A 24,658-nucleotide genomic window follows, 5' to 3' on the forward strand; every position below is an offset into this window, starting at 1 on the left:
AAGTTCCTATTCAGATGTGATTTTAGAGCAGGGAGATGTATTAAATATACCTGAAAAAACTTCAATTATAATGGTGCATGGTGAAGTAATGTTCCCTAGTGGTGTCGAGTGGCAAAAAAGTTTAACTGCAAGAGATTATATTGATTTGGTGGGTGGATTTACTCAGAAATCGAATAAGTCCAAGGTCATAATAGTGCATCAAAGTGGTGAATCCGAATTGGTGAAATCGGGCTATCAACTTCGTCAAGGTGATGAGATATTGGTGTTGCCAAAAGTATCTTCGAAACGTGTTGAGGTCGCCCGAGGTTTAACACAAATCATATACCAAATTGCTATTGCTGCTAAAGTAGCGCTAGATCTCTAATTAATTCTAATTAATACTGTCTATTCCTAAGGTGTTTTTAAATGCATGCTAATTCGATAAATGCTAAATTAATGAATGTAACTTACATTATTAATGAACCTATTGTAGAGTTTGATCACTGTTATAAATACGGCACAATAAAAAATCATTTGTTAACTGAGATTTCCGAACTAGTTAAGCATATTGAGGAGGCAAAAGTTTGTCTGCTGTTTGTGGACTCTCCACTCTCTAATCAATCAATGATTGCCGGAAGTTTTAAAAATATTGCATTTTCAAAAAAAATTAGTGTTGAATTTATTGAAGCGGATAATGTGATAGCAAAAGTTCAGAAAAGTGCATCTGATATTTTGATTCATGTTGGTAAATCTTTTGAAATTAAAAGTACAGCGCTACAATTGAGCTATAAACGCAGTCCCATTGATAGGCAGACTTTGCCTTCAGCATTTCAGGTTGATTTAATTTCTAAACATATACAGCCTAAAACAACCTTTATTAACAAAGTGTCTGGCAAAGATTTCATAAAACGAGTGCGTAGAAAGTATTTGCAATCTTTTGCTACACATCAGCCTTTATGTGCTGCAAGATTGATTGATGATCAAACTTCTCAATATAAATATAATTTGTTGATTGCATTAGATTGTTTTAGTAATAAAGAGAACATGTTTGATTATATTGATAAAATTGTTCAATTAATCCCAGAGCATGTCGGAATTATTTTAGCTGAAGATGATGCGCATAAATTACTTCATAATGATGATGTAGAAAAACTTCAACTAAAATATATTAATATACAATATGTGGATTACATCCCAAGTGGGTTTGAATTTTTATCATCTTATATGGATGGGGTGATTGCTCAAAGCGATTCAGTTTTGAAATTTTATAGTGCTTTGTGGGGTATTCAATTTTTTGATATTGAGGAGATTTATGCAAAAAACACTGTCGTTGAGTTACTTGATGATGTAAATAGCTTGGAGTTTATGGATCAGTCAGATTATATTTTAAATGACCTCTTTTCTAATGTTTCATTTATTGATCGAAAATCTTCTAGACAGGTTCCTCATTATAAGGTTTTAGTTTCATTGCTAGATACATGGAAAACTAATAAAAATGAAATAGGACGTGTTTTTAATGATTTTTATCAACCAGACTTGGATTTACTACATTCTCTGTTTGTTGATTGCAATATAGACTTAGAAATTTTTGAAAAAAATATTGCGAATCTAAATATAGAAATTTATCCAGACACATTTAAGCAAAATTTAGCCCAAGCAAAATGTATTTCATTCGATATGTTTGATACGATAGTAGAGCGTGATCTAACAGAACCTGTTGATTTATTTTTTATGATTGAATGTGATATTAAGGACATGTTTAATCTAGAGTTCTTCAACTTTAAACATTTCAGGCAACTTGCAGAAGAAAATAAGAGAAGAGAGTGTGACTGGAAATTTGAAGTTACTTTTAATCAAATCTATGAAGAGTTTGATCGATTAACAGCGATATTTAACAAAAAACAAATCGAAATAATAAAGCAACTCGAGATTAAGTATGAGTTAGATTTTATACGCCCAAAAAAACGAATGGTTAGAGAGTTGCACTTTTCAAAACTATTTGTTGATTATGTAAGTATTATTTCTGATATTTACTATAGCAACGAACAGCTGACTATTTTTCTGAACAACTGTAATATTACAGGATATGATAAATTGTTTAGTTCAGGAACTTTTGGTTATTTGAAATATCATGGTCAGTTGTTTAGAGAGTATATGAATTCATTTGAAAAGGGTCAGTATTCTCCGAGCGACTTTTTACATGTGGGAGATAATCCTATTTCTGATGGTAAGTCACCGATATCATATGGCATGAAAAGTGTAGTTTATAACAAGTCTATTGAGAACTACAGATACTCATCGATTAATACTTATTTTCCAATGTCTCATGCTTATGATGCAATTAATCAATCATTATTAACTGGATTGATTGCTAATAAATACTTTTCTAACCATCAAAATTTGATTAACTTTGATTCTCTATTTTCGGATAGGCTGTATAACGTTGGGTACATGGGAATGGGGCCATTATTACTTGGTTTTACTCAGTGGTTGTACAACCATGCTCAAAAAAACAATCTGACAACTTTGTATTTTTTGGCTCGCGACGGTTGGATGCTTAAACAATATTTCGAAATCCTATACCCAAATTGTGGAATTGAAACTAAATACTTATATTGCTCTCGTCGCGCATTCAAAATGGCATTGGTTGAATCTTGGGATGATATTGTTGAACTATTTGATCTTTGGTTTGATAATTGTTTGCTTAAAGATCTGTTGTTTGTTCGTTTTGAGTTGGATTGGAGGGATATCCCCGTTAAGATACTCAAAAAATATGATTTTACTGAAAAATCACTAATATCACGTATGAGTGATCGTAAGCGTATTTTTGCATTCCTTAAAGAAATTTCACCAATTATATTAAAAAGAACTCGTCAAGCTAAACAAGATTATCTTGCATATTTAAATCAAGAAGGTTTGAATTCAGAATCAGATTTTAAGAATTTGGCATTGGTAGATATTGGCTATGGTGCGTCAATGCAACTTAATTTTATGAAACTATTTAATACGGATAACATCAATGGTTATTATCTAGTAACTCGCAATATACATGTAACACGGACACGATTTAAAAACTGTATTCTTGAGGGTTTTTTGGCTAATCATGATGACGCTGCAAATATCAATATGTGCCATGATATCAATAAATATGTACAAGTAATTGAAGCAATGCTTTCTTCTCCAGAAGGCACACTGGCTAGTGTCAAAAAAACTGATGATGATTTTGAATTTTCATTGGTCGATGTGCAACATGCCGAACAGCGTATTAATCGTTTCCGGCAAATTGAAAAAGGGGCAATTGATTTTGTAAAAGACGTTAAAGAGAGGCATCCAGAAGTATTTGAGAAGTTTTTAAGCTTCTCTCCAATAATGTGTTCACATCTCTTGATGGAGTTCTTTAAATCCCCTTTACTACGTGACGCTGATATTTTCTCTCATATTGAGTTTGAAGATGATCTCACACATAGCACAGCATATTTGGTTCAATGTGAAGAGGAGCAGAGTATTGCTGAAAATATTAAACGATCTGCATGGAAAGAGGGGGCAGCGGTGATTAATGATTACTATTTGGCACAACAAAGTACTCCATCCTCAGAACTAGTTCCGCATCAACAAGTGGTGGTGAGTTCTCTCGAAGGTCATCAGAGCAAAACTGCGATTGATGTGATCAACCGACATAGTATGACTGCTGCGCGAATCGCAAATAAGCATAACCTAACTGCTGGACAAAGAATGGTACGGAAATTTAAGCGTAATCCGTATCTTTTTTTTAATGATTCGAAAAATAGTTATGTGAAGAAAGTTTCTTATTTATTCAAACCAGATACGACACAAGAAAAGTTACTTAGGCCTATTGTTCATTATGTTTTTAAGTAAATAATGATATGAAGGATTTTCCAATAATGCAGGAATATCCAAATTTTAATTATGCTGATCCGAACTATCACGGATCAGCTTTTGAATTTGGGTATATTGCTGTTGGTCGGTTTGTGCTGAATTGTTGCCGATGGATTTATCAACAAATTCAGGATAATTCGATCAGTCATTTTCTTTTTTTATCTCGTGATGGTAAGGTCTTTTATGAGGCCTTTGTGCTTTTATATCCTGAACTTAAAGATTCAGTTTCTTATATTTATATTTCGCGTAAAGTTATTAGAATGGTTTCTATAAGCTCTACTGCATGCCTATTGAAAGAGATTTCGAAATTTAATGCGCTTGAACAGTATACTTTGGATGAACTATATTCATATTTTTGTAATGCTGAACTCAATGAGTCACACCTTAAATGGTTGGGTGAAAATAGTGAGTTATCTTCGCAGCAAAGGATAAATGGCAAACAATATCAACAAGTTTTTAATTTTTTTAATTTTTTTTCCGATGAAGTGGTTGATCATTGTAAGCAGGTTCGACAATTATATTTGGATTACTTAGTTCCATTTCTAGCTGTGAATGATAGATTAGGCGTATTTGATGTTGGTTATGAAGGAACAGCACAGAGTTTTTTAATAAATGTAACCGCTAAACCAATATATGGATTTTATTTGGGAACGTTCAAACAAATTTTGAAAAATGTTTCTGATCAAAGTTTGGTTCATAGCTATTTATTTCACTTGGGGGATCGAGCTGATAATTTGTATGGTTTCACACAACAGGTTGCTTTATTGGAGTCGCTTTTTTCAGCCGAAGATGGAAGTTTTATTGGTTATGATCTCATTTCGAAGCAGCCTTTGTTTTTTGAAGAAAATGGAAATAAGCGTCAAGGCTTTGTTAATCAATTGCACTGTGGTGTTTTGAAATATTGTGAAGATGCGATTGATGTTCTTCCTCGGCAGAAACTGACTGCATCACAAAGTTTTTTCTTAATTTATTATTTTTTTAATTATCCAATATATAAGCAGGATATTAAAATTTTTGATAAGATTAATTTTTATTATGACTCTATTTCAAATAACTACAAATGCATTATAGATAGTCAAAATACACTTTCTGATGTTGCTTGGCAACTCGGTCAAACACGTATTCGGCATAGTGATGTCTTTTTTATTGCACAAATACAACGACAGTTATTAAAGCTTGAAAACACTGTATTTAAAAAAGTGATTAAGGGAAAGTATAGGAAAAAGTATGAGAAATCACGAACAGCTTTTTATATGGATTCTCAAAAAAAATTTGTTAAAATTTACTTCAACTTGTTCGGCAAGCGATTCTAAATTCGTTGGGATACATTTATGATTTTTCAAGTAAAAGGTGATTTTTCAGATAATAATGGGAACGATATTGTAGCACCTGAAAATTTAAACAATGTTTATGTGGATTTAATTGGTCATAATAACAATTTAGTAATCGATGATCATTGTTTGATATCAGACTTTAATATCCGATTGGTTGGGGATCATTCTACGGTTCGGATAGGTCATTCTAAGGATATTCAACGCAGTATTCACCATGGTACTATAGATGTTGGACATAATTGCAAAGTGATTATTGGTAATAATGTCACGGCTCCTTTTGGAGTATATATCACGGTTTCTGAATCGGGAACGATTACGATTGGAGATGATAGTACTTTTGCTGCTGGTACTTTAGTGAGAGGCGATGACTCTCACATGATTTTTGATGTCACGACAGGAATGAGAGTCAATACATCAAAAGATGTGTCTATCGGTCATCATGTGTGGGTAGGGGAGCGTGCAGCAATCTTATCTGGAGCTTCAGTTGGGGATGGATCAGTTGTAGGTTTTAATAGCGTTGTCAAGAGAAAGTTTCCCAACAATGTATTAATTGTGGGGATACCTGCAAAAGTTGTGAAAAAAAACATTGCTTGGGATCGAACACATACGCATTTTGCTAATTCAGAGAATCCTTACTATTCAAACTTTCATTTGGTCGATAATAGCTTGAAGTATTGGCAAATTACTCAAGATGATTAAGGTATAGAACGAGTTATTAGTTAAAAACTGAGATTTTATTAAAAGCAAATGCTCAAGAGAATAATTTGCAACATGAGCCTAGATTGACTTGTCAGTCTAGGCTTTTTAGATGGCTTATTAGGGTCTGTTGACATTTCAACCATGCATTGCGTTATAGGCTAAAATCACATAAACGAGGCATGAAACGCAGAGAATGGTCACTCCCTTGTCAAGTTTCATAACGAAGTTTATGGCAATTTTAGCCATAACCTGAACAAGGGTAAAGCACTGCTTTACTCGCAGTGCAAGGCGAAGCAGGACATGGATGTTTTTTGACGCTACGTTGTTATGAATGAATCATTTAGAATGACTAAATTTCTTCATTCATTCCTAGTATCGCCTAAAAAACATCCGTTGTCGCAAGCATCTGTGAAATGTCAACAGACCCTAAAGTTTTTAAGGCTTTATTTGATCCAACCCTTATATTTTAACGTTTCGAAAATATTATAAGATACGCTTTGGTTGACTTGATTATTTACATGCCAAGCATCTAAACTTAATGATTCTGCAAGCCACTTTTTGCTTTGTTGTTCTAAGTCGAGAGAACTTGGTGTAATTTGGGTTTCTGCCCAAATAGTGTTGCCAACAATATAACCTTGTAAATCGAAGATTTGGTTCGGATAATTATTTTTCAAAAAGGTATTAACAAGGTCAGTTTTATTCAATAGATATGTCGAGGCATTTTTGGCTGAATAGTGATTGACTACCAAAATTTTATGGCTGATATTGTTGTCTATCCAAGTGATACACTGCTTTGCTTTATTATTTGTATAATCAATATCACCAATCGTAGAATCAGTAGAAAAAATATTGTTCTTCCCTAGATTTACGACAACTACTGGATTATCTGTAAAGTGTGTTTTTTGTACTTCAATGGTATAGTTGGTTAGCGTGTCAATAGGTGTATTTGGTTGATTGCTATAGAAAAAATAATATTTACCAACATTGGCATCATATCCAATTTCTCCTGAAAGGGTGTTAATTTTTACATCAAAAGTTTTTAGATCAGGATCTAACGGCCAGTTGGCGTTAAAATAGTTTCTTCTATCTGAATTAAGCATGCTGTTTTCGAACTGAGCAGAAGCGGGCAGTGCTCCGATCCGTATGCACATGCTATCGATTTCCTCTCCTGCCTTGGCAAGATTGGTTACGGTGACATTATTATTCTGACCATCAAGTTGCAAAGCTGAATCCATAAACTGTAATGTGCTACTGCCTAAGATAATAACTTCTTCTGAGTAGTATGGTGTCGGTGTCGGTGTCGGTGTCGGTGTCGGTGTCGGTGTCGGTGTCGGTGTCGGTGTCGGTGTCGGTGTCGGTGTCGGTGTCGGTGTCGGTGTCTGTGTCGGTGTCGGTGTCTGTGTCGGAGAATTATCACCACACCCATGGAGTAAACTAGTACATAGTAATGTGATGAATATTTGTGCCTTCATTGCCATCTCACTTTTAGAAGGTTAATACTTGTGATGTCTAAAGTGTAATTAAAGGTTAGCGGTTTGTAAAGAGACTGTAAATGGAATTACTACTCCTCTACAGGAGGATTACTTAGCAATTACGTGTGCGATCATTTTTTTAATTTATGTAATCGTAACTTATTTAAGTTTATGTGTGGTATTGAATCAATTCAGAAAGATGATTAGTTATGTTCGGTAATAATGATTCGGCATTGGAATCTTGTAACTCAATATTTAACCTTAGTAAAGGCTCAGTATTCGAACCTCGAATATTGAAGCGCCAATTTCCGAAATCGGCAGACACTCCATCGGTATAATCGAGTGCGGGATTTTGATCTTTAAAATATGTTAGTACCGTGTCGATGGTGCGTTGCGTGTCTTTGACTTTAAAGTTGATTTCACCACTGCATGGATATTTTGAAATCATGTCATTAACGAGTGTGGAAATTTTTTCATCTTTTTTTGATAATAAATCAATGACTAGTAGCCACGGAATCATACCACTATCACAATATGCGAAATCCCTAAAGTAGTGATGTGCACTCATTTCCCCACCATAAATTGCATTTTCTTGGCGCATTACTTCTTTGATATAGGCATGTCCAGATTTGGATTGTACGGCAGTACCGCCATATTGGCGCACAATGTCTAAAGTGTTCCAGATGAGGCGTGGGTCGTGGACGATTTTTTCATTTGGGGATTTGCTTAAGAACGCAGCAGCCAGTAGTCCGACGATATAATATGCCTCAATAAATTTTCCGTCTTCATCAAATAAGAAGCAACGATCGAAGTCACCATCCCAAGCAATGCCGAAATCTGCTTGATGCTCAATAACTGCGTCACTCGTTACACCTTGATTTTCGGGTAAGATTGGATTTGGAATACCATTTGGAAAGTGTCCATTTGGTTCATGATGTATTTTGATAAATTTTATAGGCACATTTTGAGCAATAAAGCGTTGTTCAATTTCATCAATCACATGACCCGCTGCGCCGTTACCTGCATTCACTAGTAACTTAAACGGTTTTAGTTGTTTCAAGTCAATATAAGTCAATAAATGATCAACGTATTCTGGAAGAATATTGTATTTTGTTGTTGTACCCTTTTGTAAAGGCGTTTTAAAATTTCCTGATTCTGCAATGCTTTGAATTTCTTTTAATCCTGTTTCAATTCCAATTGGGCGAGCATTTTCTTTAACAAGTTTCATGCCGTTATAGTTTATCGGATTATGGCTTGCTGTAATCTCGATGCCACCTTGTACATCGAGATGAAATGCTGCAAAGTAAACCTCTTCGGTACCAGTCATTCCTAAATCTAGAACATCGACACCAGCATCATTGAGTCCTTGAATTGTTGCTTGCTTTAATGACTCACTACTCAACCGAATATCACAACCAACGGCGATAGTTTTTGGTTGATACAAGTCGCCGTATGCTCGACCAATGCGATATGCAATTTCTTCATTCAACTGTGTGCCAAGTTCGCCACGGATATCATATGCTTTTATACAGTTGATTTTCATTCGGATTCCTTGCAAATCATTTTGGTGAATTCGGTAATATAGACAAGATTTATTTAATCTGATGCGCTATGCTTTACATTAACTTAAATTTGAAAAAATTCTAGTGCATAGTATAAGGCATTACCAAAATATGTTAAGGCAAAGTGAGCTTTTATGAGTGTAAAAAAAGCAATTTTACCCGTAGCTGGGTTTGGCACGCGACTATTACCTGCTAGTAAGTCGATACCTAAGGAAATGATTACAGTGGTTGATCGACCTGCGATTGATTATGTTGTTCAAGAGGCAGTTGAGGCAGGCATTGATACGATCGTGTTGGTGAATCACCCTGCAAAGCAAGCCATTGAAAACTATTTCGATCGAAATGCCGAACTTGAGTCATTACTTGAAAAGAAAAATAAAACACAATTGCTTGACGAAATTCGATCAATCGTTCCTGCACACGTGACAGTCGTTGCAGTGCGTCAATCTGCACCGCTTGGCTTGGGCCATGCCGTACTTTGTGCTGAAAAAGTGATTGGTGATGTGCCTTTTGCGGTTTTATTGCCTGATGTATTGATTGACTCTATGGGTGAGAATAATCTTACGCAAATGATTGCACAGTTTGATGCGAAAGGCTGTTCTCAAATTATGGTTGAAGATGTTGCACCTGAACGTGTAGATCAATATGGGATTGTAAAGCTCGCAGAAGAAAGTGGTGTTCAGTCGAATAATATTGTTGAATTGGTCGAAAAGCCGAAAGTAGGGCAGGCTCCTTCTACACTTGCCGTGGTTGGGCGCTATGTATTTACGCCACAAATTTTTAAATACTTAAAGCAAACAACAGCTGATAAATCGGGTGAAATTCAGCTTACAGATGCTATGGCAAAGCTGCTCAATGAACAAAAGATACAATCATTTACCCTGCAAGGTGATACTTTTGATTGTGGTAGTAAGATTGGCTATCTCAAAGCTGTTGCACACTATGCTTTGCAACGAGATGAGCTAAAAGATACGTTTCGTGCCTATCTCAAGTCGATTCTTTAGCACTCTACAAAGGACTGTTTTTTAATCTATGCATATTCAGATCGTTGGTGCTTCAGTCAATGCTGTAGCGATGGTTTACCACCTATCAGAAGTTGGCCATCAAGTGTATTGGCTGATTGGGGATGAACAGCTGCAAAGTTTGGTGGCTCAGCAGGCGACGATTTTTAATGATCAAACGCTTAGCCGGCAGATCTATCAGCACATTGCAAGTAAGCAGCTGACCGTATTACAGAATGTCAAAGGTAAATCTCCTGAGATATGTGTATATGCATTAACATCTCAGCAGTTTGATGAGTTTCGGGAAAATGGAATCCAAGAGGAGATTGATCATTCGCAATTGGTGATCAATTATTCCCATCTTGAAATGGGTACAACCGAGATTTTTCAGCAAGTTACTGGTGCAAAACAGATAGTTTACATTCCAGACTTTTTACAAGAAGGCAATGTAATCAATAGTTTTCTGACACGTAGTTTAATCGTTGGCTGCGAATCCGATGAAACAGTTAAACACCTTGTGCAGGAGGTTTTCCGTCCAATCTTCCCATTACCCACACAGTATAACTTTATGTCGATACGCGCAGCTGAATTTACTAAGTTATCTATTTCAGGTTTTTTGGCGACCAAAGTCAGTTTTATGAATGATCTATCCAATGCAGCAGAAGCATTGGGTGTGGATATTGAGGAAGTGCGAATCGCGATGTCCACGGATACACGAATTGGTGAGCAGTATCTTTATCCAGGTTGTGGTTTTGGCGGAGGAAATCTGACACGAGATATTTTGACACTCAAAGAAGTCGTTCAGTCAACCGGTAATGTAAATGGGTTGTTGAATAAGATCTGGGATATTAATGAATATCAGAAAGAGATCATCTTTAGAAAGCTATGGAAGTTATTTGATTGCCAATTGAGTGATAAGGTGATTGGTTTTTGGGGAGCGGCCTTTAAGCCAAATACCAATAGCCTCGCACAAGCACCAATTTTAAATATCTTGGAAGCATGTTGGGCACAGGGCGCTGTGACGAAGGTGCATGATCCGAGTGCTTTGGAAAATTTAAAAGCACTTTATCCTGACCAAGAGTTGCTCATATTATGCGATGAACCCTATGATGCGATACAAGGCGCTGATGCACTGTGTTTGATCACTGAATGGAAGCAATACTGGAGTCCAGACTTTTTGCGTTTAAAACAGAGTATGCGACAACACAATTTGATTGATGGGCGAAATATTTATAATCCTTATTTTGTTCGAGAGCAAGGTTTCCGCTATATAGGAATTGGTCGTTAAAATGTCTAATCAAGTGCATCATCAACTTCATACTGAGTCTAAGTTACTAGAGCTAGCTTTAGACTTTCAAAACAGACATTTAAATGATTTATTTGCTGAAAATGTACATCGATTTGAACAGCTGAGTGTGGAGCATCAAGGTTTATTTATTGACTTTAGTAAGCAACGGTTAGACCAAGCGGTTATTGCATCACTGATTGAACTTGCTAATGAGAAAAAACTTGACGAATGGATCAAGCGACTTTTTTCAGCTGAAGCAATTAATCACACTGAGCATCGGAGCGCCATGCATTGGGCGCTTAGAATGCCTAAGCTGAATGATTCAAGTGATCCAAACTTTGAAACTAATCAGAAAGTACATCAACAACTTGATCGGATGTCGGAGATCGTCCATCAAATTCGACGTGGGCAGTTTCGAGGAGCGACTGGTGAGAAAATTACTGACGTGGTCAATATCGGCGTTGGAGGCTCAGATCTTGGGCCGTTAATGGTCTGTCATGCTTTAGAGCAATTTACAACGATTGATCAAGTGCGTGTGCATTTTGCCTCGACGATGGATGGTAGTCAGCTGAGCCAAATCGTGCGCAACCTGCGACCTGCTTCAACGCTTTTTATTATTTCTTCAAAATCATTTACCACGATTGATACCCTATCCAATGCAGATACTGCAAAAGCATGGTTGTCTGAAACTTTAGGGATGAATCCTCTTGTTTTGCAATGTCATTTTATTGGTGTATCAACTAATACCGAAAAAATGACAGCATGGGGCATTGCCGAGAAACTCCAGTTAAATCTTTGGGAATGGGTTGGTGGACGCTATTCCTTGTGGTCAACAATAGGATTACCGATTGCGATTTCAATTGGGATGGAAAATTTTAAGTCTTTGCTTGAAGGTGCTTATGAAATAGATCAGCATTTTCAAAATGCAACATGGGACAAAAATCTACCAGTGCTTTTGGCTTTAATTGGTATTTGGAACAATAACTATCTAAATATCCACACCCATGCGATCTTGCCCTATGATGGTCGATTAGAGTATTTAACTTCTTATTTGCAACAGTTAGAAATGGAATCTAATGGGAAGTCTGTCAATCGAGCAGGACGGTTTGTGGAAAACTCAACGTGTCCGATTATTTGGGGGGAGGTTGGTCCCAATGCGCAACATGCGTTTTATCAATTGCTACATCAAGGCACGGTGACCGTTTCGACCGATTTTATGATTGCAAAACAGCGCTATCACGAATCATCGGGTCAGCTTGAATCTGAACATACACTTGCGTTCCAACAGCAACATCAATTGTCCATTGCAAACTGTTTAGCCCAATCTCGACTTCTTGCATTTGGAAGTCATGCTGTGGCAGGGGGTTCCGACATGCCTGCGTACCGACAATATTCAGGGAATAAACCGAGCACAACCATTGTGATGCCGTCATTAAGTCCATATTATTTGGGGGCGCTTATTGCGCTGTATGAGCATAAAGTATTTGTACAGTCTGTGATTTGGGATATTAACCCTTTTGATCAATGGGGTGTTGAAATGGGGAAGATCATCGCTCAAGATCTAATGCCAATACTTACAAAACATGATGCAAGTCATTCGGTAGATCAATCGACTATGGGTTTGATTGATTTGTTCTTGAATTGATTTGCTGTAGAAAATATATGTTAGTTACATCCAAAGGTATTTTAGAAATAAAGGGCTTGTCACAATTGGTCGATGAGCCCATACAATATTTTCGAAGTTTTAATTTTTCTAATAAAGCTACGCATCGAACTGTTGCAGGTTGGGGGCGTAAAAATAGTTTTTTTCGTGCGCAAAAATATGCGCAAAACCATGATTTGCAACTGATTTGTTTAGAAGATGGCTTCATTCGATCCATAGGACTCGGCAAGGATAATTATCCGCCACTATCCATAGTTTACGATAAAAAAGGTATTTATTTTGATGCAACACAAACATCTGATTTGGAAGGTTTAATTGAACATTCTGAGAGTGAGGTGGATAATCAACGTGCTGAGGCACTCATCGAAACGATTATTAGTTCAGAAATTACAAAATATAATTTAAATTTCCAAAAAATTGACCTTAAGAAGTTTCAGGGTCAAACGAATATTTTAGTGATTGATCAAACATTTGGTGATCAGTCCATTGCTTATGCAGGAGCAAGTCAAGCAAGTTTTCATAAGATGCTTGATGTGGCTATCAACTCTCATCCTGATGCGAAAATTTGGCTCAAAGTACATCCAGATGTGATTGGGGGGAAGGCGAAAGGGCATTTTCATTTGTCGGATCTAAAACAATATCCTCAAGTTGAATTATTTGCTGATCATGTCAACCCAATAGCGTTATTAAAGCAAATGGATGAGGTATATGTGGTCAGCTCACAAATGGGCTTTGAAGCATTGCTTTGCGGGAAAAAAGTCCATTGCTTTGGTGTGCCGTGGTATGCAGGTTGGGGGGTGACTAATGATCAGTATGCACCTTTATCAATATTGGCGGAGCGTCGGCAGATTAGCCGATCGATTACCCATTTATTTTCAAGTGCTTATTTGAAATATGCACGGTATATTTCGCCAGTGACGGGGAAGCGATGTGAATTAGAAGATTTACTTGAATTGTTTAAAGTGAATGTCACAGCACAAAAAGAACTTCCAAATCGATTAGTTGCTTATGGATTTTCACGTTGGAAAAAGCGATTTTTACCGCAATATTTACATTTTCCCAATCTATCGCTTCATTTTAAGTCATTGAACAAGCCAAATCGAGATCAGCAAGTAATTGCGTGGGGGAAAAAAGCACGTCAGTTAAAGGATGATGGTTTTCAGAGCGTAACTACAGTCGAAGATGGTTTTATTCGCTCCAGTGGTTTAGGCGCAAACCTCATTCGACCATACTCATTGGTTCTTGATGATATCGGTATTTATTATGATGCCACCCAACCTTCTCGCTTAGAGTTGATTTTAAATCAAATACATCTGAATCAACACCAAGTAGAGCGCAGTGAAAAGCTGATTAAACAGCTCATACAACTTGAGATCAGTAAATATAATATTGGTGAAAGAAAAAAACTCATCCGACCTCAGTATGATCTGGTGATATTGGTGACTGGACAGGTGGAAGATGATGAGTCAATTCGTTTGGGTAGTTTAGATATTAAAACCAATTTGGACTTGCTTAAACATGTGCGAGGCACAAATCCGAATGCTTATATTATCTATAAACCGCACCCTGATGTACATGCGGGTCTTCGCTTAGGAAAAATCCAAGATCAAGATTTAAAGCAATATGCAGATGCTGTGGAATTGGATGCATCTATTGTGGAATGTTTTGAAATTATTGATGAACTACATACCATAACCTCTTTAAGTGGTTTTGAGGCGCTTCTTCGAGGCAAGAAAGTATACTGTTATGGTATGCCATTTTATGCGGGGTGGGGGCTAACGATAGATGTGGAAGCGAATACACGACGAACAAAAAAACTAACCCTATCTGAGTTGGTGTATGGGGTATTGATCGAATATGCGACCTATAACTTGCCACAAACGGATAGTTTTAAATTGGCGAGAGTAAATGTCGAAGATGTTGTTGGGCAGTTGGTGTATGAGCGGTCACAAAATGTAAGTTCGCCTAAACTGCAGTCGACTTTCGCAAAAATACGTGCAAAAATACTATATGGCTAGATTTTTGTAACATTTTTTAATTGTTCGTACTTTTAATTTGAAACGCATCTGAATTCAGATTTTTAATGTATCTAGTGCATCTTTAAATTTAAAGTTTATGAGGAGTGAGAATGTGTCTTTGCATATTCATCAATTGATGAAATCTCAGCGTATTTTGCTCCTTCAAGGGCCTATGGGTAACTACTTTACTCAGCTTGCTAGGTGGTTAGAGTTCCACAATAAACAATATTATAAAGTTAACTTTAATGGTGGTGATTGGTTTTTTTCACGAGGTCTAAATAATTTAAATTATCGTGGGAAACTTTCATATTTTGATGATTGGTTAATTTCTGAAATAAAAGATAAGCAGATTGACGCAATAGTGTGTTTTGGTGACTGCCGTTTTTATCATCGTATTGCAAAGCGTGTGGCAGTAGAGTTAAAAGTTGATTTTTTTGTCTTTGAGGAGGGTTATGTTCGTCCGAACTACCTCACTTTTGAGCAAAATGGTGTCAATGACTTTTCTGATTTTCGGAAATTTTACGAATCCTCAGATCAAACGATTCCTGACTTGCCTTTGCCTGACCACCCACAAGAAGCACACCCTAATTTTTCTTTTTTAATACGCACAGCGATTACTTTTTATTTGATGTGGGTATTGTGTACTTTTCTTTATCCGCATTACCGCCATCACCGTATGATTCGACCTACCTTCGAAGTTTTTTATTGGCTACGAGCAGGGGTTCGCAAGCTGATTAATAAGCAAGTTGATTCACATAAGTTTTTGAATTTGATTCAGAATCAAACTGATCGCTACTACATTGTTGCTTTACAAGTGCATAATGATTCGCAAGTACAAGTGCATAGTGATTATGTTGATGTGCGAGATTTTATTCAGGAAGTTACTGCATCATTTGCAAACCATAGTGATGATCTACAACATCTAGTGTTTAAGCATCATCCAATGGATCGTGGTTACCGACATTATGGAAATTTGTTGCGTGAACTCGCTAAAGAGTATGATTTGGAGGGGCGAGTTCATTATGTGTGTGATGTGCATCTCCCAACATTGATGAAGCATAGTTTAGGGATTGTAACTATCAATAGCACCACAGGGATTCAAGCGCTTCATCATGGGAAACCGGTGATTGCTTTAGGGCGCGCGATTTATAATTTGCCAAAACTCACCTTTCAAGGTGGCTTAGATCAATTTTGGAAAAATCCAGGTCGAGTTAATCGTCTTCATTATCGTCGTTTTCGTTATGCTTTAGTCCATTATTCTCAGCTCAATGGTGCTTATTATGGACAATCCCCCTGGATGAAGAATTATGATGAGAAGCTTCTAGAAAACCGTTTTAATTATACGGTTGGTGGTCATACGAACAAAGAAAAGCTACGTATAGTTAAGGATTAAATTTGAGTCAATTATTTGAAATCCTACAACAGGTCGAGGAAAAACATTTAGATCAATTGGCTCATGTGAATAATGTACAGTATGTGTCTTGGATGCAAGATGTGGCATTAGCACATTCGCAAACTTTAGGATTGGGATTAGAAGATTATCTTCGATTAAACCATGCGATGGTGGCAAGTGAACATCATGTTAAATATCGTAAAGCCTGTTTTACAGGTGATGAGTTGGTACTTCGCACATGGCTGGGCGAGCAACAAGCCTTTTCTTTGATTCGTCATTATCTATTTTACCGAAAAAGTGATCAATCTATTGTTTTTCAAGCACATACTTTGTGGGGGTGTGTTGAGATATCGACAGGTCGACTGAAACGTTTGTCGCCAACATTTAGTCAAGCTTACCAACCTTTAGACGCAAGCATCGATCCGTTCCTCTTAAATGTGTAATCCTTAGAATGTCTGTATCAATCCGCAGGCTTTTTGATTATACTGCTGTCTATTTTCAACTTCGTCAAAACTCACGCTTTTGAGTTTTGAGTTCGTCTTTTTTAGACGTAATTATTTGGATGTTTAAGGTCGTTCATGGCAGCAGTTAAAAAATCCACGCCAATCGGTCAAATTCGCAATTTCTCAATCATCGCTCATATTGATCATGGTAAATCGACCCTTGCCGATCGTTTTATTCAAATGTGTGGCGGTTTACAAGATCGTGAAATGCAAGCGCAAGTCCTTGATTCAATGGATATCGAGCGTGAACGTGGCATTACCATTAAAGCCGCATCGGTGACCTTGTATTATAAACATCCGAATGGTCAAGAATATCAGCTCAACTTTATTGATACACCAGGACACGTGGATTTTTCATACGAAGTGTCACGCTCGCTCGCAGCATGTGAAGGTGCTTTGTTGGTGGTGGATGCGGCGCAAGGTGTTGAAGCACAATCGGTTGCAAACTGCTATACCGCAATCGAACAAGATTTAGAAGTTTTACCGATTTTAAATAAAATTGACTTGCCACAAGCTGAACCTGAGCGTGTCATTCATGAGATTGAAGAAATCATCGGCATTGAGGCAACCAATGCGCCGACCTGCTCTGCGAAAACAGGGCTTGGTGTAGATGGTGTCTTAGAACGCTTGGTCGAAGTGATCCCTGCGCCTGTGGGTGATCGAGATGCGCCGTTACAGGCGCTGATTGTCGATTCATGGTTTGATAGCTATCTGGGTGTCGTGTCTTTGGTCCGTATCAAAGAAGGGCGAATCTGTAAAGGCGACAAGATGTTGGTTAAATCCACAGGGCAGGCTCATGTGGTGACTTCTGTAGGGATGTTTAGTCCAAAACATACCGAAACAGACTTGCTTGAAGCGGGTGAAGTGGGCTTTGTCATTGCGGGGATTAAAGATATTTTTGGTGCGCCAGTTGGTGATACCATTACTTTGTCAAATACACCGCAAGTCACTGCTTTACCTGGTTTTAAAAAGGTCAAACCACAGGTGTATGCAGGATTATTCCCGATTGATTCCAGTGACTTTGAACCGTTCCGTGAAGCGCTACAAAAATTACAAATTAACGATTCTGCGTTATTTTTCGAACCAGAAAGCTCTGATGCGTTGGGTTTTGGTTTTCGCTGTGGCTTCCTCGGCATGCTACACATGGAGATTGTCCAAGAGCGTTTAGAACGTGAATATGATCTTGATCTGATTACGTCTGCGCCAACGGTGATCTACGAAGCTGTGACCAAAAAAGGCGAAACGATTTATATCGATAGCCCATCGAAAATGCCTGATGGTTCGACCCTTGAAGATTTACGTGAACCGATTGCAGAGTGTCATATTTTAACGCCTCAAGAATATTTGGGTAACGTCATGACCTTGTGTAATGAGCGTCGTGGCGTTCAAAAAGACATGAAATTCTTAGGTGCGCAAGTGTCGATTACCTTTGAAATTCCGATGGCGGAAGTGGTGATGGACTTCTTTGACCGCTTAAAGTCCTGTTCTCGTGGTTTTGCGTCGCTCGATTATAATTTCGTGCGTTTTGAAAGCTCGAGCTTGGTCAAAGTTGATGTGTTGATCAATGGTGAAAAAGTCGATGCTTTGGCAATGATTTGTCACCGTAATGATGCACGTCATCGTGGCATTGCCCTTGTTGAAAAAATGAAAGATTTGATTCCACGTCAGATGTTTGATGTGGCGATTCAAGCGGCGATTGGCTCACAAATCGTGGCACGCTCTACCGTCAAAGCCATGCGTAAGAACGTGTTGGCAAAATGCTATGGCGGTGACGTCAGTCGTAAGAAAAAATTGCTTTCCAAACAAAAAGAAGGCAAAAAGCGTATGAAGCAAGTCGGCAGCGTGGAGATTCCACAAGAAGCCTTCTTGGCGGTTCTCCAAGTTGATAAAAAATAAGGTGTAGCATGGATTTTGATTTTAACTGGATACTGGTACCCGCAACACTGATCTTTTTCGGTATTTGGTTGTTGGATAAGTTGGTATTTAAGCAATATCAACAGTTGAAAGACAAGAAACAAGCTGCATTGCAAGCGGATCAAAATATCCAATCGCAACAACAGAATTTTGAGCAAGTAAAATCTAAATATCCACAGCTTACTTTATTAGAAGCAGTAACTAATCCTGATGATCCAGTCGATGTCACTCAAGCACGTGATCAATTGAGTCAAGCTAAAGGTGATGCAGTGCGAGCACATGCTACGCACGATGCGCATCAAATCAATCCGATTATCAATTGGGCTTATGATTTTTGGCCAGTCTTGGCTGTCGTATTGGTTGTGCGTTCATTCTTATTTGAGCCGTTTAATATTCCCTCCGAGTCGATGAATCCGACCTTGGAAACAGGCGATTTTATTCTCGTGAATAAGTTTGCTTATGGCGTGCGCTTGCCACTAATTAATACGAAAATTATTGATACAGGTGCGCCTGAGCATGGCGATGTCGCAGTGTTTCGTTATCCAGTAGACCCAAGTATCAGCTATATCAAACGTATCATTGGTTTGCCTGGTGACACGATTTCTTATCAAAATGGTGAGTTATTCATTAATGGTGAAAAGCAGTTTTCCCAAAAAGGTAATGAAGTGGATTTGCCTGTGCATTATCAAGATGCTTCTGGTCAGCAACAAAAAATTATTGTTGATGCACAGCAGTGGGTGGTGAATATTGCATCACATCGATTTATCACGCAATATATTAAAGCGACACAGTCTGATGGACTTGCTCAGCAGTTTATTCAGCAATACCAACAAAAAGCACCGCTATCACTTGAGCAAAATTGGGAAGTGACTGTACCAGAAGGTGAGTATTTTGCGATGGGTGATAATCGTGATCAAAGTGCAGACAGTCGCTACTGGGGATTTGTTCCAGAAGCAAACTTAACGGGGAAAGCGACCTATGTGTGGATGCATAAAGCACCGGGATTAAATTTACCGAGCTTTAAGCGTAATGGCAGTATTCCGTAACCATTGCGATAGATCCAAGTGTGTGGGTTGAAAATAAGGAAAAGAGGTCAATAATGAAAAATCAACGTGGTGCATCATATTTAGGGATTTTCTTTGCCATCATTTTATTTGCTTTGGCAGCGAAAATTGCTGTGGCTGTGGGGCCAGCATATTGGGATGATCACATTATCAATTCTCAAATTGAAGAAGCTTTAGCGACCTTGCCTAAAGATACAACGCAGAATAAATTCAAACAAGATTTATCACAACGCTTAGAAATGAATAATATTCGTGACATCAAGGTTGATGATATTTTGCAAGTCACTAATACTGCGGGACTCGCCGTGAAAAAAGACTATGAGGTACGTAAGCCATTTTTGATGAATATGTCATTATTGATGACATTCCAAAAAGATTTTGATCAGAGGTCTGCAAATACAGGTGAATGATCCCCGATTAATGTCAAGACTGGGTTATCAGTTTCGGCAGATTGATTTATTAAAACTGGCGCTGACACACCGCTCGGTGAGTCAGCGTCATAATTATGAGCGTCTGGAATTCTTAGGTGATTCCTTGCTTGGGATGATCATTGCTCAGTGTTTATACGAGCGATTCCCTAAAGAAAAAGAAGGTAATCTAACTCGGATGAGAGCAACATTGGTACGGCAAGAGTCTTTAGCCAAGATTGCGAAGGATTTACAATTGAGTAAGTCATTAGTACTGAGCACTGGTGAGCTGAAATCAGGCGGTCATCATCGTGAGTCAATATTGGCAGATGTGGTCGAGTCAATCATTGGTGCGATTTATTTAGATTGTCAACAGTTTGATCAATTACAACAGATCGTATTGCAGTGGTATGCGCCATACCTTGAGCAGATTCAACCGACGGAACAACTGAAAGATCCAAAGTCACGCTTGCAAGAATGGTTGCAAGGGCAAAAATTGCCTTTACCAAAGTATAACGTGATCGAGATACAAGGCGATGCCCCAAATCAGCATTTTACCATTCTCTGTGAAGTTGAAGGGATGGAGAATGTGAAGGGTGAAGGTGCTAGTCGCCGATTTGCCGAACAAGCCGCAGCTGCGGAGATTTTAAAACGAGTGGAGCAGGCCAAATGAGCACCGAAGATCAACACGCTTCTGGCGAACAAGACATTATTAATCAGTTTTTTAATGATGAGAAGAAGCCGATTCCTGCGGATTTTCGCAGTGGTTTTGTGGCAATTGTTGGTCGCCCGAATGTCGGTAAATCGACACTAATGAATCACTTGCTCGGTCAAAAGCTTTCGATTACCTCTCGTAAACCACAAACTACACGACATAAAATCATCGGTATTGATAGTCGTGAACATATGCAGGCGGTCTATGTAGATACGCCGGGGATGCACAAAAAAGAAGTGCGTGCCATCAATAAAATGATGAACAAAGCTGCACACTCTGCGCTACGAGATGTGAATCTGGTGTTGTTCGTGATTGACGGACAGAAGTGGACACAAAATGATGATTTGGTGCTAGAAAAGCTCAAGTATGCAGAGATGCCAGTCATTCTTGTCATCAATAAAGTAGATACGCTTGAGGATAAAAGAGCCATTTTACCGCTGATTGAACAACGTACAAAGTTGATGCAATTTGCTGAGATCGTTCCTGTATCGGCACTCCGTGGTTCCAACTTAGATCATCTTCGGGACACGATTGGTCAATATTTACCATTTTCTCCGCCATTGTATGCGATGGATCAAGTGACCGATCGTTCTGAGCGTTTCCTTGCTAGCGAGGTGATTCGTGAAAAGATCATGCGTCAGCTTGGTGAAGAGTTACCTTATGATCTCACCGTACAAATCGAAAGTTTTAAAACTGAAGAACCTACTGTGAACCCAAAGACAGGGAAGTTAAAAGAAGCATGTACTTATATTGATGCGACGATTTTTGTAGAGCGTCAGGGGCAAAAAGCCATCGTGATTGGTGATAAAGGTAAAAAACTCAAACAAATCGGTATGGATGCACGTACCGATATGGAAAAAATGTTTGAGCAAAAAATCATGCTCACGCTTTGGGTGAAAGTCAAAGGTGGTTGGTCTGATGATGAGCGTGCCTTGAAAAGCCTTGGTTATAGTGATATTTAACTTGAATCAATATGCTTCAGAGGAAGGTTAGGTGAAAACATCATTATTACTCGTATTTTTAAGTGTATTTGCACTGCAAGGCTGTATTCATAAAGTCGTCACTGTACCAGTCAAAGTGGTTTACAAAACCACAAAAGGCGTGGTGAAAGGTACGGCAGCGGTCGCAGGTGCGGTGATTCCAGATGGCGATGATGAAGACGAGAAAGAAAAAGATTAAAACTTCACGCATCTAAAGCCATCATTAAGATGTATTGAATCATGTGTTGAGTGAAATTATCACAATGATTATTTGATTAAAAACTTTGAGGTATTTAGCAAAGCCATGATGCGAAATCAATCCTTAACAGGCTTTGCGATTCATCAACGGCGCTATCGTGAGCGCAGTTATATTTTACATTTTTTTAGTGAAGAGTTTGGGCGTGTTGATGGTGTGACACGACAGCAACCGCCTGCGCTTTACCATCGCACTCAGCTCCAAGCGACTGGCAAATCAGAATTAAAAAACTTTAGCCAAATCGACGTGCAAGGTCAGCCATTTTATTTGCAGCAGAAAGCTTTGTTTGCAGGGTTTTACCTCAATGAAATTTTATTAAGATTAATGCCACCCGAAGAGCCAATGCCAGACACTTATCAGGCTTATCAGACGACATTAGAAAAGCTGAAAAACCTCGCCAAAGATGATCCGAAAGATTTACAACTAAAATTGATCTTGCGTCAATTTGAACAGATTTTTCTGCAAGAGCTTGGTTATGCGATCGACTTTAGCCAAGATGCCAATGGACAGGACATAGCGCCGACGGTGTATTATCAGTTTATCCCGCAAGAAGGTTTTGTGATTGGGCAATATGGGCAAAATTTCTTAGGGCAGGACTTATTGAATCTTGCGCAAAGTGAGCAAATCAACTCGGAAAATGTGAGCTTACTTGCTAAACTATATCGACTGATTCTGACGGAACTGTTAGGGAATAAACCGCTAAAAAGCCGTCAACTTTGGGTGAGTCAATTGCATCAGAATTAATTTGCATAAGCATCATACGTTCAATTTTATGCTAAGTCGTTAATTCACATCGTTAATAGGATATTTTTATGGCTGCTCTCTTAGGTGTCAATATTGACCACGTTGCAACACTTCGCCAAGCACGAGGCACGATTTATCCTGATCCTGTCAATGCAGCGTTGATTTGTGAGCAAGCAGGTGCAGAGGGCATTACCTTGCATTTGCGTGAAGACCGTCGTCATATCCAAGATGCGGATGTCTATCGCATGCGCCCACTGTTGACCACACGCATGAATCTTGAAATGGCAGTGACTGAGGAAATGCAAGCGATTGCCCTTGAAGTGATGCCACAACATGTCTGCCTCGTACCTGAGCGCCGCCAAGAAGTCACGACTGAGGGTGGTTTGGATGTGGTCACGCATTTTGAAAAAGTCAAAGCCATGACGCAGACTTTGGTGAAAGCAGGCATTGATGTATCGTTGTTTATTGATCCTGAATCGGCGCAGATTGATGCTGCAATCCGCTGTGGTGCACCGACCATTGAGATTCACACGGGCGCTTATGCTGAAGCGACAGGTGACGTACAACAATATGAATTGACGCGTATTCAACATGCCGTGCAGTATGCAGAAGGTCGTTTAATCGTGAATGCAGGGCATGGGCTGAATCTAGATAATGTTACGCCAATTGCAGCACTTCCACAGATTCATGAGTTAAATATTGGACATGCCATCATTGCAGATAGTGTGTTTGTTGGCTTGGCGCAAGCGGTGCAACAGATGAAAGCTACAATTCATGCTGCACGTTAATTCATTTCCCAATTTTAAACTGAATAGTTTTTCCTATGTCTGATGATTTAAAGCACGCCAATGATTTAAGCAGTCGTGGCTTAGACAATTTAATGCAACCTGTCTACGACTTTCTAGGTTGTCGTACACCGCAAGCATGGCTAGATGCGGCGACTGAAAATTTAGAATTACTGATTCAAGATCATGCCAACTGTGAAAAGAAAGCAGCAGGTACTGCGATGAATCTGATGTTTCGCTATAGCTTCTTTACCGATTTGCAAGTCAAATTAGCACAATTGGTGCGTGAAGAAATGTTGCATTATGAGCAAGTGCTTGAGTTTATGGCGAAGCGTGGACAGGCATGGAAAGCGGTGAGTGCAGGGCGTTATGCTGGTGGTCTGCGTAAAGAGATTCGTACCTATGAACCTGAGGCGTTGGTCGATGTGTTGATCATCGGGGCGTTTGTGGAAGCTCGTTCCTGCGAGCGTTTTGCTGCATTGTCGCCGATCGTGGATGAGGAGCTTGGGCGTTATTATCGTTATTTACTCAAGTCCGAAGCACGACATTTTGAAGATTATTTAGCATTGGCAAAAGATGTTGCAACCACCGCAGAGATGAAAAATCCTGATGAAGACATCGCCGAGCGCATTGCACATATTCGTCAGGTGGAAACGGATTTAATTCAAAGTCCAGATAAACAATTTCGCTTTCATAGTGGCGTGCCTGCTTGATTGTTTCAGTTGAAACCTTATCTTTTGTATGCTGAAAAATCAGTTTACAAATTAATTAACAAGAATTTTGCAAGCAAGCTGACTTTGTTTCAAAACTATTTAAATCGAATTTATTTTAAGTGATTTTAAATAGGGTCTGTTGACATTTCAACCATGCATTGCGTTATAGGCTAAAATCACATAAACGAGGCATGAAACGCAGAGAATGGTCACTCCCTTGTCAAGTTTCATAACGAAGTTTATGGCAATTTTAGCCATAACCCTTCGGGAC

The 24,658-nt window shown here is 38.6% G+C and carries 19 protein-coding genes and 3 pseudogenes; 20 read left to right on the forward strand and 2 right to left on the reverse strand.

What is annotated here, in order from left to right; all coding sequences use genetic code 11:
* The 4 genes and pseudogenes from ACE3PQ_RS06430 to ACE3PQ_RS06445 form a co-directional block, all read left to right on the forward strand.
* Window positions 1–364, forward strand: a pseudogene (locus ACE3PQ_RS06430) (polysialic acid transporter); the annotation flags it as partial.
* A gap of 41 nt (window positions 365–405) precedes the next feature.
* Window positions 406–3,855 carry a hypothetical protein gene (locus ACE3PQ_RS06435; protein WP_374296250.1) on the forward strand — a complete coding sequence of 1,150 codons (3,450 nt, stop codon included), beginning with the start codon at window positions 406–408 and terminating at the stop codon, window positions 3,853–3,855.
* 26 nt (window positions 3,856–3,881) lie between these two features.
* Window positions 3,882–5,189, forward strand: a complete 1,308-nt coding sequence (locus ACE3PQ_RS06440) for a hypothetical protein (protein ID WP_374296252.1) — start codon at window positions 3,882–3,884, stop codon at window positions 5,187–5,189.
* Window positions 5,190–5,207: 18 nt separating this feature from the next.
* Window positions 5,208–5,909 (forward strand): hypothetical protein, encoded by a 702-nt coding sequence (locus ACE3PQ_RS06445; protein ID WP_374296254.1) that lies wholly within the window; start codon window positions 5,208–5,210, stop codon window positions 5,907–5,909.
* A gap of 443 nt (window positions 5,910–6,352) precedes the next feature.
* Here the strand turns inward: ACE3PQ_RS06445 and ACE3PQ_RS06450 are convergent, their stop codons facing one another.
* Together ACE3PQ_RS06450 and ACE3PQ_RS06455 are read right to left on the reverse strand one after the other, a co-directional pair.
* Window positions 6,353–7,381: a hypothetical protein gene (locus ACE3PQ_RS06450; RefSeq protein WP_374296257.1), complete on the reverse strand. Its 1,029-nt coding sequence runs from the start codon at window positions 7,379–7,381 to the stop codon at window positions 6,353–6,355.
* Between the two features lie 169 nt (window positions 7,382–7,550).
* The gene (locus ACE3PQ_RS06455) at window positions 7,551–8,924 is read right to left on the reverse strand and encodes a phosphomannomutase CpsG (RefSeq protein WP_374296259.1); all 1,374 of its coding nucleotides are present in this window, start codon (window positions 8,922–8,924) and stop codon (window positions 7,551–7,553) included.
* 153 nt (window positions 8,925–9,077) lie between these two features.
* Between ACE3PQ_RS06455 and galU the strand changes: the two genes are divergently transcribed.
* The 16 genes and pseudogenes from galU to ACE3PQ_RS06535 all read left to right on the forward strand — a co-directional run bounded on the left by galU (window position 9,078) and on the right by ACE3PQ_RS06535 (window position 24,387).
* Window positions 9,078–9,947: a UTP--glucose-1-phosphate uridylyltransferase GalU gene (galU, locus tag ACE3PQ_RS06460; RefSeq protein ID WP_374296261.1), complete on the forward strand. Its 870-nt coding sequence runs from the start codon at window positions 9,078–9,080 to the stop codon at window positions 9,945–9,947.
* A 28-nt stretch (window positions 9,948–9,975) separates the two neighbouring features.
* Window positions 9,976–11,232 carry a nucleotide sugar dehydrogenase gene (locus ACE3PQ_RS06465; RefSeq protein ID WP_374296263.1) on the forward strand — a complete coding sequence of 419 codons (1,257 nt, stop codon included), beginning with the start codon at window positions 9,976–9,978 and terminating at the stop codon, window positions 11,230–11,232.
* Between the two features lies 1 nt (window position 11,233).
* Window positions 11,234–12,877 (forward strand): glucose-6-phosphate isomerase, encoded by a 1,644-nt coding sequence (gene pgi / locus ACE3PQ_RS06470; protein ID WP_374296265.1) that lies wholly within the window; start codon window positions 11,234–11,236, stop codon window positions 12,875–12,877.
* 17 nt (window positions 12,878–12,894) lie between these two features.
* Window positions 12,895–14,913: a capsular polysaccharide biosynthesis protein gene (locus ACE3PQ_RS06475; protein WP_374296267.1), complete on the forward strand. Its 2,019-nt coding sequence runs from the start codon at window positions 12,895–12,897 to the stop codon at window positions 14,911–14,913.
* Between the two features lie 112 nt (window positions 14,914–15,025).
* Entirely contained in the window at window positions 15,026–16,306 is a 1,281-nt protein-coding gene (locus ACE3PQ_RS06480) for a capsule biosynthesis protein (protein WP_374296269.1), read from the forward strand.
* A gap of 2 nt (window positions 16,307–16,308) precedes the next feature.
* Window positions 16,309–16,749, forward strand: a complete 441-nt coding sequence (locus tag ACE3PQ_RS06485; protein WP_374296271.1) for an acyl-CoA thioesterase — start codon at window positions 16,309–16,311, stop codon at window positions 16,747–16,749.
* 135 nt (window positions 16,750–16,884) lie between these two features.
* Entirely contained in the window at window positions 16,885–18,705 is a 1,821-nt protein-coding gene (gene lepA / locus ACE3PQ_RS06490) for a translation elongation factor 4 (protein ID WP_374296273.1), read from the forward strand.
* A gap of 8 nt (window positions 18,706–18,713) precedes the next feature.
* A pseudogene (locus ACE3PQ_RS06495) lies at window positions 18,714–18,800 on the forward strand (signal peptidase I); the annotation flags it as partial.
* A 234-nt stretch (window positions 18,801–19,034) separates the two neighbouring features.
* Window positions 19,035–19,769, forward strand: a pseudogene (gene lepB / locus ACE3PQ_RS06500) (signal peptidase I); the annotation flags it as partial.
* Between the two features lie 53 nt (window positions 19,770–19,822).
* Window positions 19,823–20,197 carry a DUF4845 domain-containing protein gene (locus ACE3PQ_RS06505; protein WP_374296274.1) on the forward strand — a complete coding sequence of 125 codons (375 nt, stop codon included), beginning with the start codon at window positions 19,823–19,825 and terminating at the stop codon, window positions 20,195–20,197.
* 10 nt (window positions 20,198–20,207) lie between these two features.
* Complete coding sequence (rnc, locus tag ACE3PQ_RS06510; protein ID WP_374296276.1) at window positions 20,208–20,867, forward strand: ribonuclease III; 660 nt, start codon at window positions 20,208–20,210, stop codon at window positions 20,865–20,867.
* On the forward strand, window positions 20,864–21,871 hold the full coding sequence (gene era, locus ACE3PQ_RS06515) for a GTPase Era (protein WP_374296278.1): 1,008 nt from the start codon (window positions 20,864–20,866) through the stop codon (window positions 21,869–21,871). Before rnc ends, era begins: the two co-directional genes overlap by 4 nt.
* A 31-nt stretch (window positions 21,872–21,902) precedes the next feature.
* A complete protein-coding gene (locus ACE3PQ_RS06520; protein ID WP_374296281.1) occupies window positions 21,903–22,088 on the forward strand; it encodes an NF038104 family lipoprotein in 186 nt (61 codons plus the stop codon).
* Window positions 22,089–22,193: 105 nt separating this feature from the next.
* A complete protein-coding gene (locus ACE3PQ_RS06525; protein ID WP_374296284.1) occupies window positions 22,194–22,889 on the forward strand; it encodes a DNA repair protein RecO in 696 nt (231 codons plus the stop codon).
* 68 nt (window positions 22,890–22,957) lie between these two features.
* Window positions 22,958–23,677, forward strand: coding sequence for a pyridoxine 5'-phosphate synthase (pdxJ, locus tag ACE3PQ_RS06530; RefSeq protein ID WP_374296286.1), 720 nt, complete (start codon window positions 22,958–22,960; stop codon window positions 23,675–23,677).
* Between the two features lie 35 nt (window positions 23,678–23,712).
* Window positions 23,713–24,387, forward strand: a complete 675-nt coding sequence (locus ACE3PQ_RS06535; RefSeq protein ID WP_374296288.1) for a tRNA-(ms[2]io[6]A)-hydroxylase — start codon at window positions 23,713–23,715, stop codon at window positions 24,385–24,387.
* Window positions 24,388–24,658 lie beyond the last annotated feature (271 nt).

This window comes from Acinetobacter sp. (assembly GCF_041911495.1).
GTDB lineage: Bacteria > Pseudomonadota > Gammaproteobacteria > Pseudomonadales > Moraxellaceae > Acinetobacter.

What these genes read in the sequence shown, in the direction of transcription:
- ACE3PQ_RS06435 (WP_374296250.1), top strand. Translation starts at nt 406, where the DNA reads ATGCATGCTAATTCGATAAATGCTAAATTAATGAATGTAACTTACATT.
- ACE3PQ_RS06440 (WP_374296252.1), top strand. Translation starts at nt 3,882, where the DNA reads ATGCAGGAATATCCAAATTTTAATTATGCTGATCCGAACTATCACGGA.
- ACE3PQ_RS06445 (WP_374296254.1), top strand. Translation starts at nt 5,208, where the DNA reads ATGATTTTTCAAGTAAAAGGTGATTTTTCAGATAATAATGGGAACGAT.
- ACE3PQ_RS06450 (WP_374296257.1), bottom strand. Translation starts at nt 7,381, where the DNA reads ATGAAGGCACAAATATTCATCACATTACTATGTACTAGTTTACTCCAT.
- ACE3PQ_RS06455 (WP_374296259.1), bottom strand. Translation starts at nt 8,924, where the DNA reads ATGAAAATCAACTGTATAAAAGCATATGATATCCGTGGCGAACTTGGC.
- galU (WP_374296261.1), top strand. Translation starts at nt 9,078, where the DNA reads ATGAGTGTAAAAAAAGCAATTTTACCCGTAGCTGGGTTTGGCACGCGA.
- ACE3PQ_RS06465 (WP_374296263.1), top strand. Translation starts at nt 9,976, where the DNA reads ATGCATATTCAGATCGTTGGTGCTTCAGTCAATGCTGTAGCGATGGTT.
- pgi (WP_374296265.1), top strand. Translation starts at nt 11,234, where the DNA reads ATGTCTAATCAAGTGCATCATCAACTTCATACTGAGTCTAAGTTACTA.
- ACE3PQ_RS06475 (WP_374296267.1), top strand. Translation starts at nt 12,895, where the DNA reads ATGTTAGTTACATCCAAAGGTATTTTAGAAATAAAGGGCTTGTCACAA.
- lepA (WP_374296273.1), top strand. Translation starts at nt 16,885, where the DNA reads ATGGCAGCAGTTAAAAAATCCACGCCAATCGGTCAAATTCGCAATTTC.
- ACE3PQ_RS06505 (WP_374296274.1), top strand. Translation starts at nt 19,823, where the DNA reads ATGAAAAATCAACGTGGTGCATCATATTTAGGGATTTTCTTTGCCATC.
- rnc (WP_374296276.1), top strand. Translation starts at nt 20,208, where the DNA reads ATGTCAAGACTGGGTTATCAGTTTCGGCAGATTGATTTATTAAAACTG.
- era (WP_374296278.1), top strand. Translation starts at nt 20,864, where the DNA reads ATGAGCACCGAAGATCAACACGCTTCTGGCGAACAAGACATTATTAAT.
- ACE3PQ_RS06525 (WP_374296284.1), top strand. Translation starts at nt 22,194, where the DNA reads ATGATGCGAAATCAATCCTTAACAGGCTTTGCGATTCATCAACGGCGC.
- pdxJ (WP_374296286.1), top strand. Translation starts at nt 22,958, where the DNA reads ATGGCTGCTCTCTTAGGTGTCAATATTGACCACGTTGCAACACTTCGC.
- ACE3PQ_RS06535 (WP_374296288.1), top strand. Translation starts at nt 23,713, where the DNA reads ATGTCTGATGATTTAAAGCACGCCAATGATTTAAGCAGTCGTGGCTTA.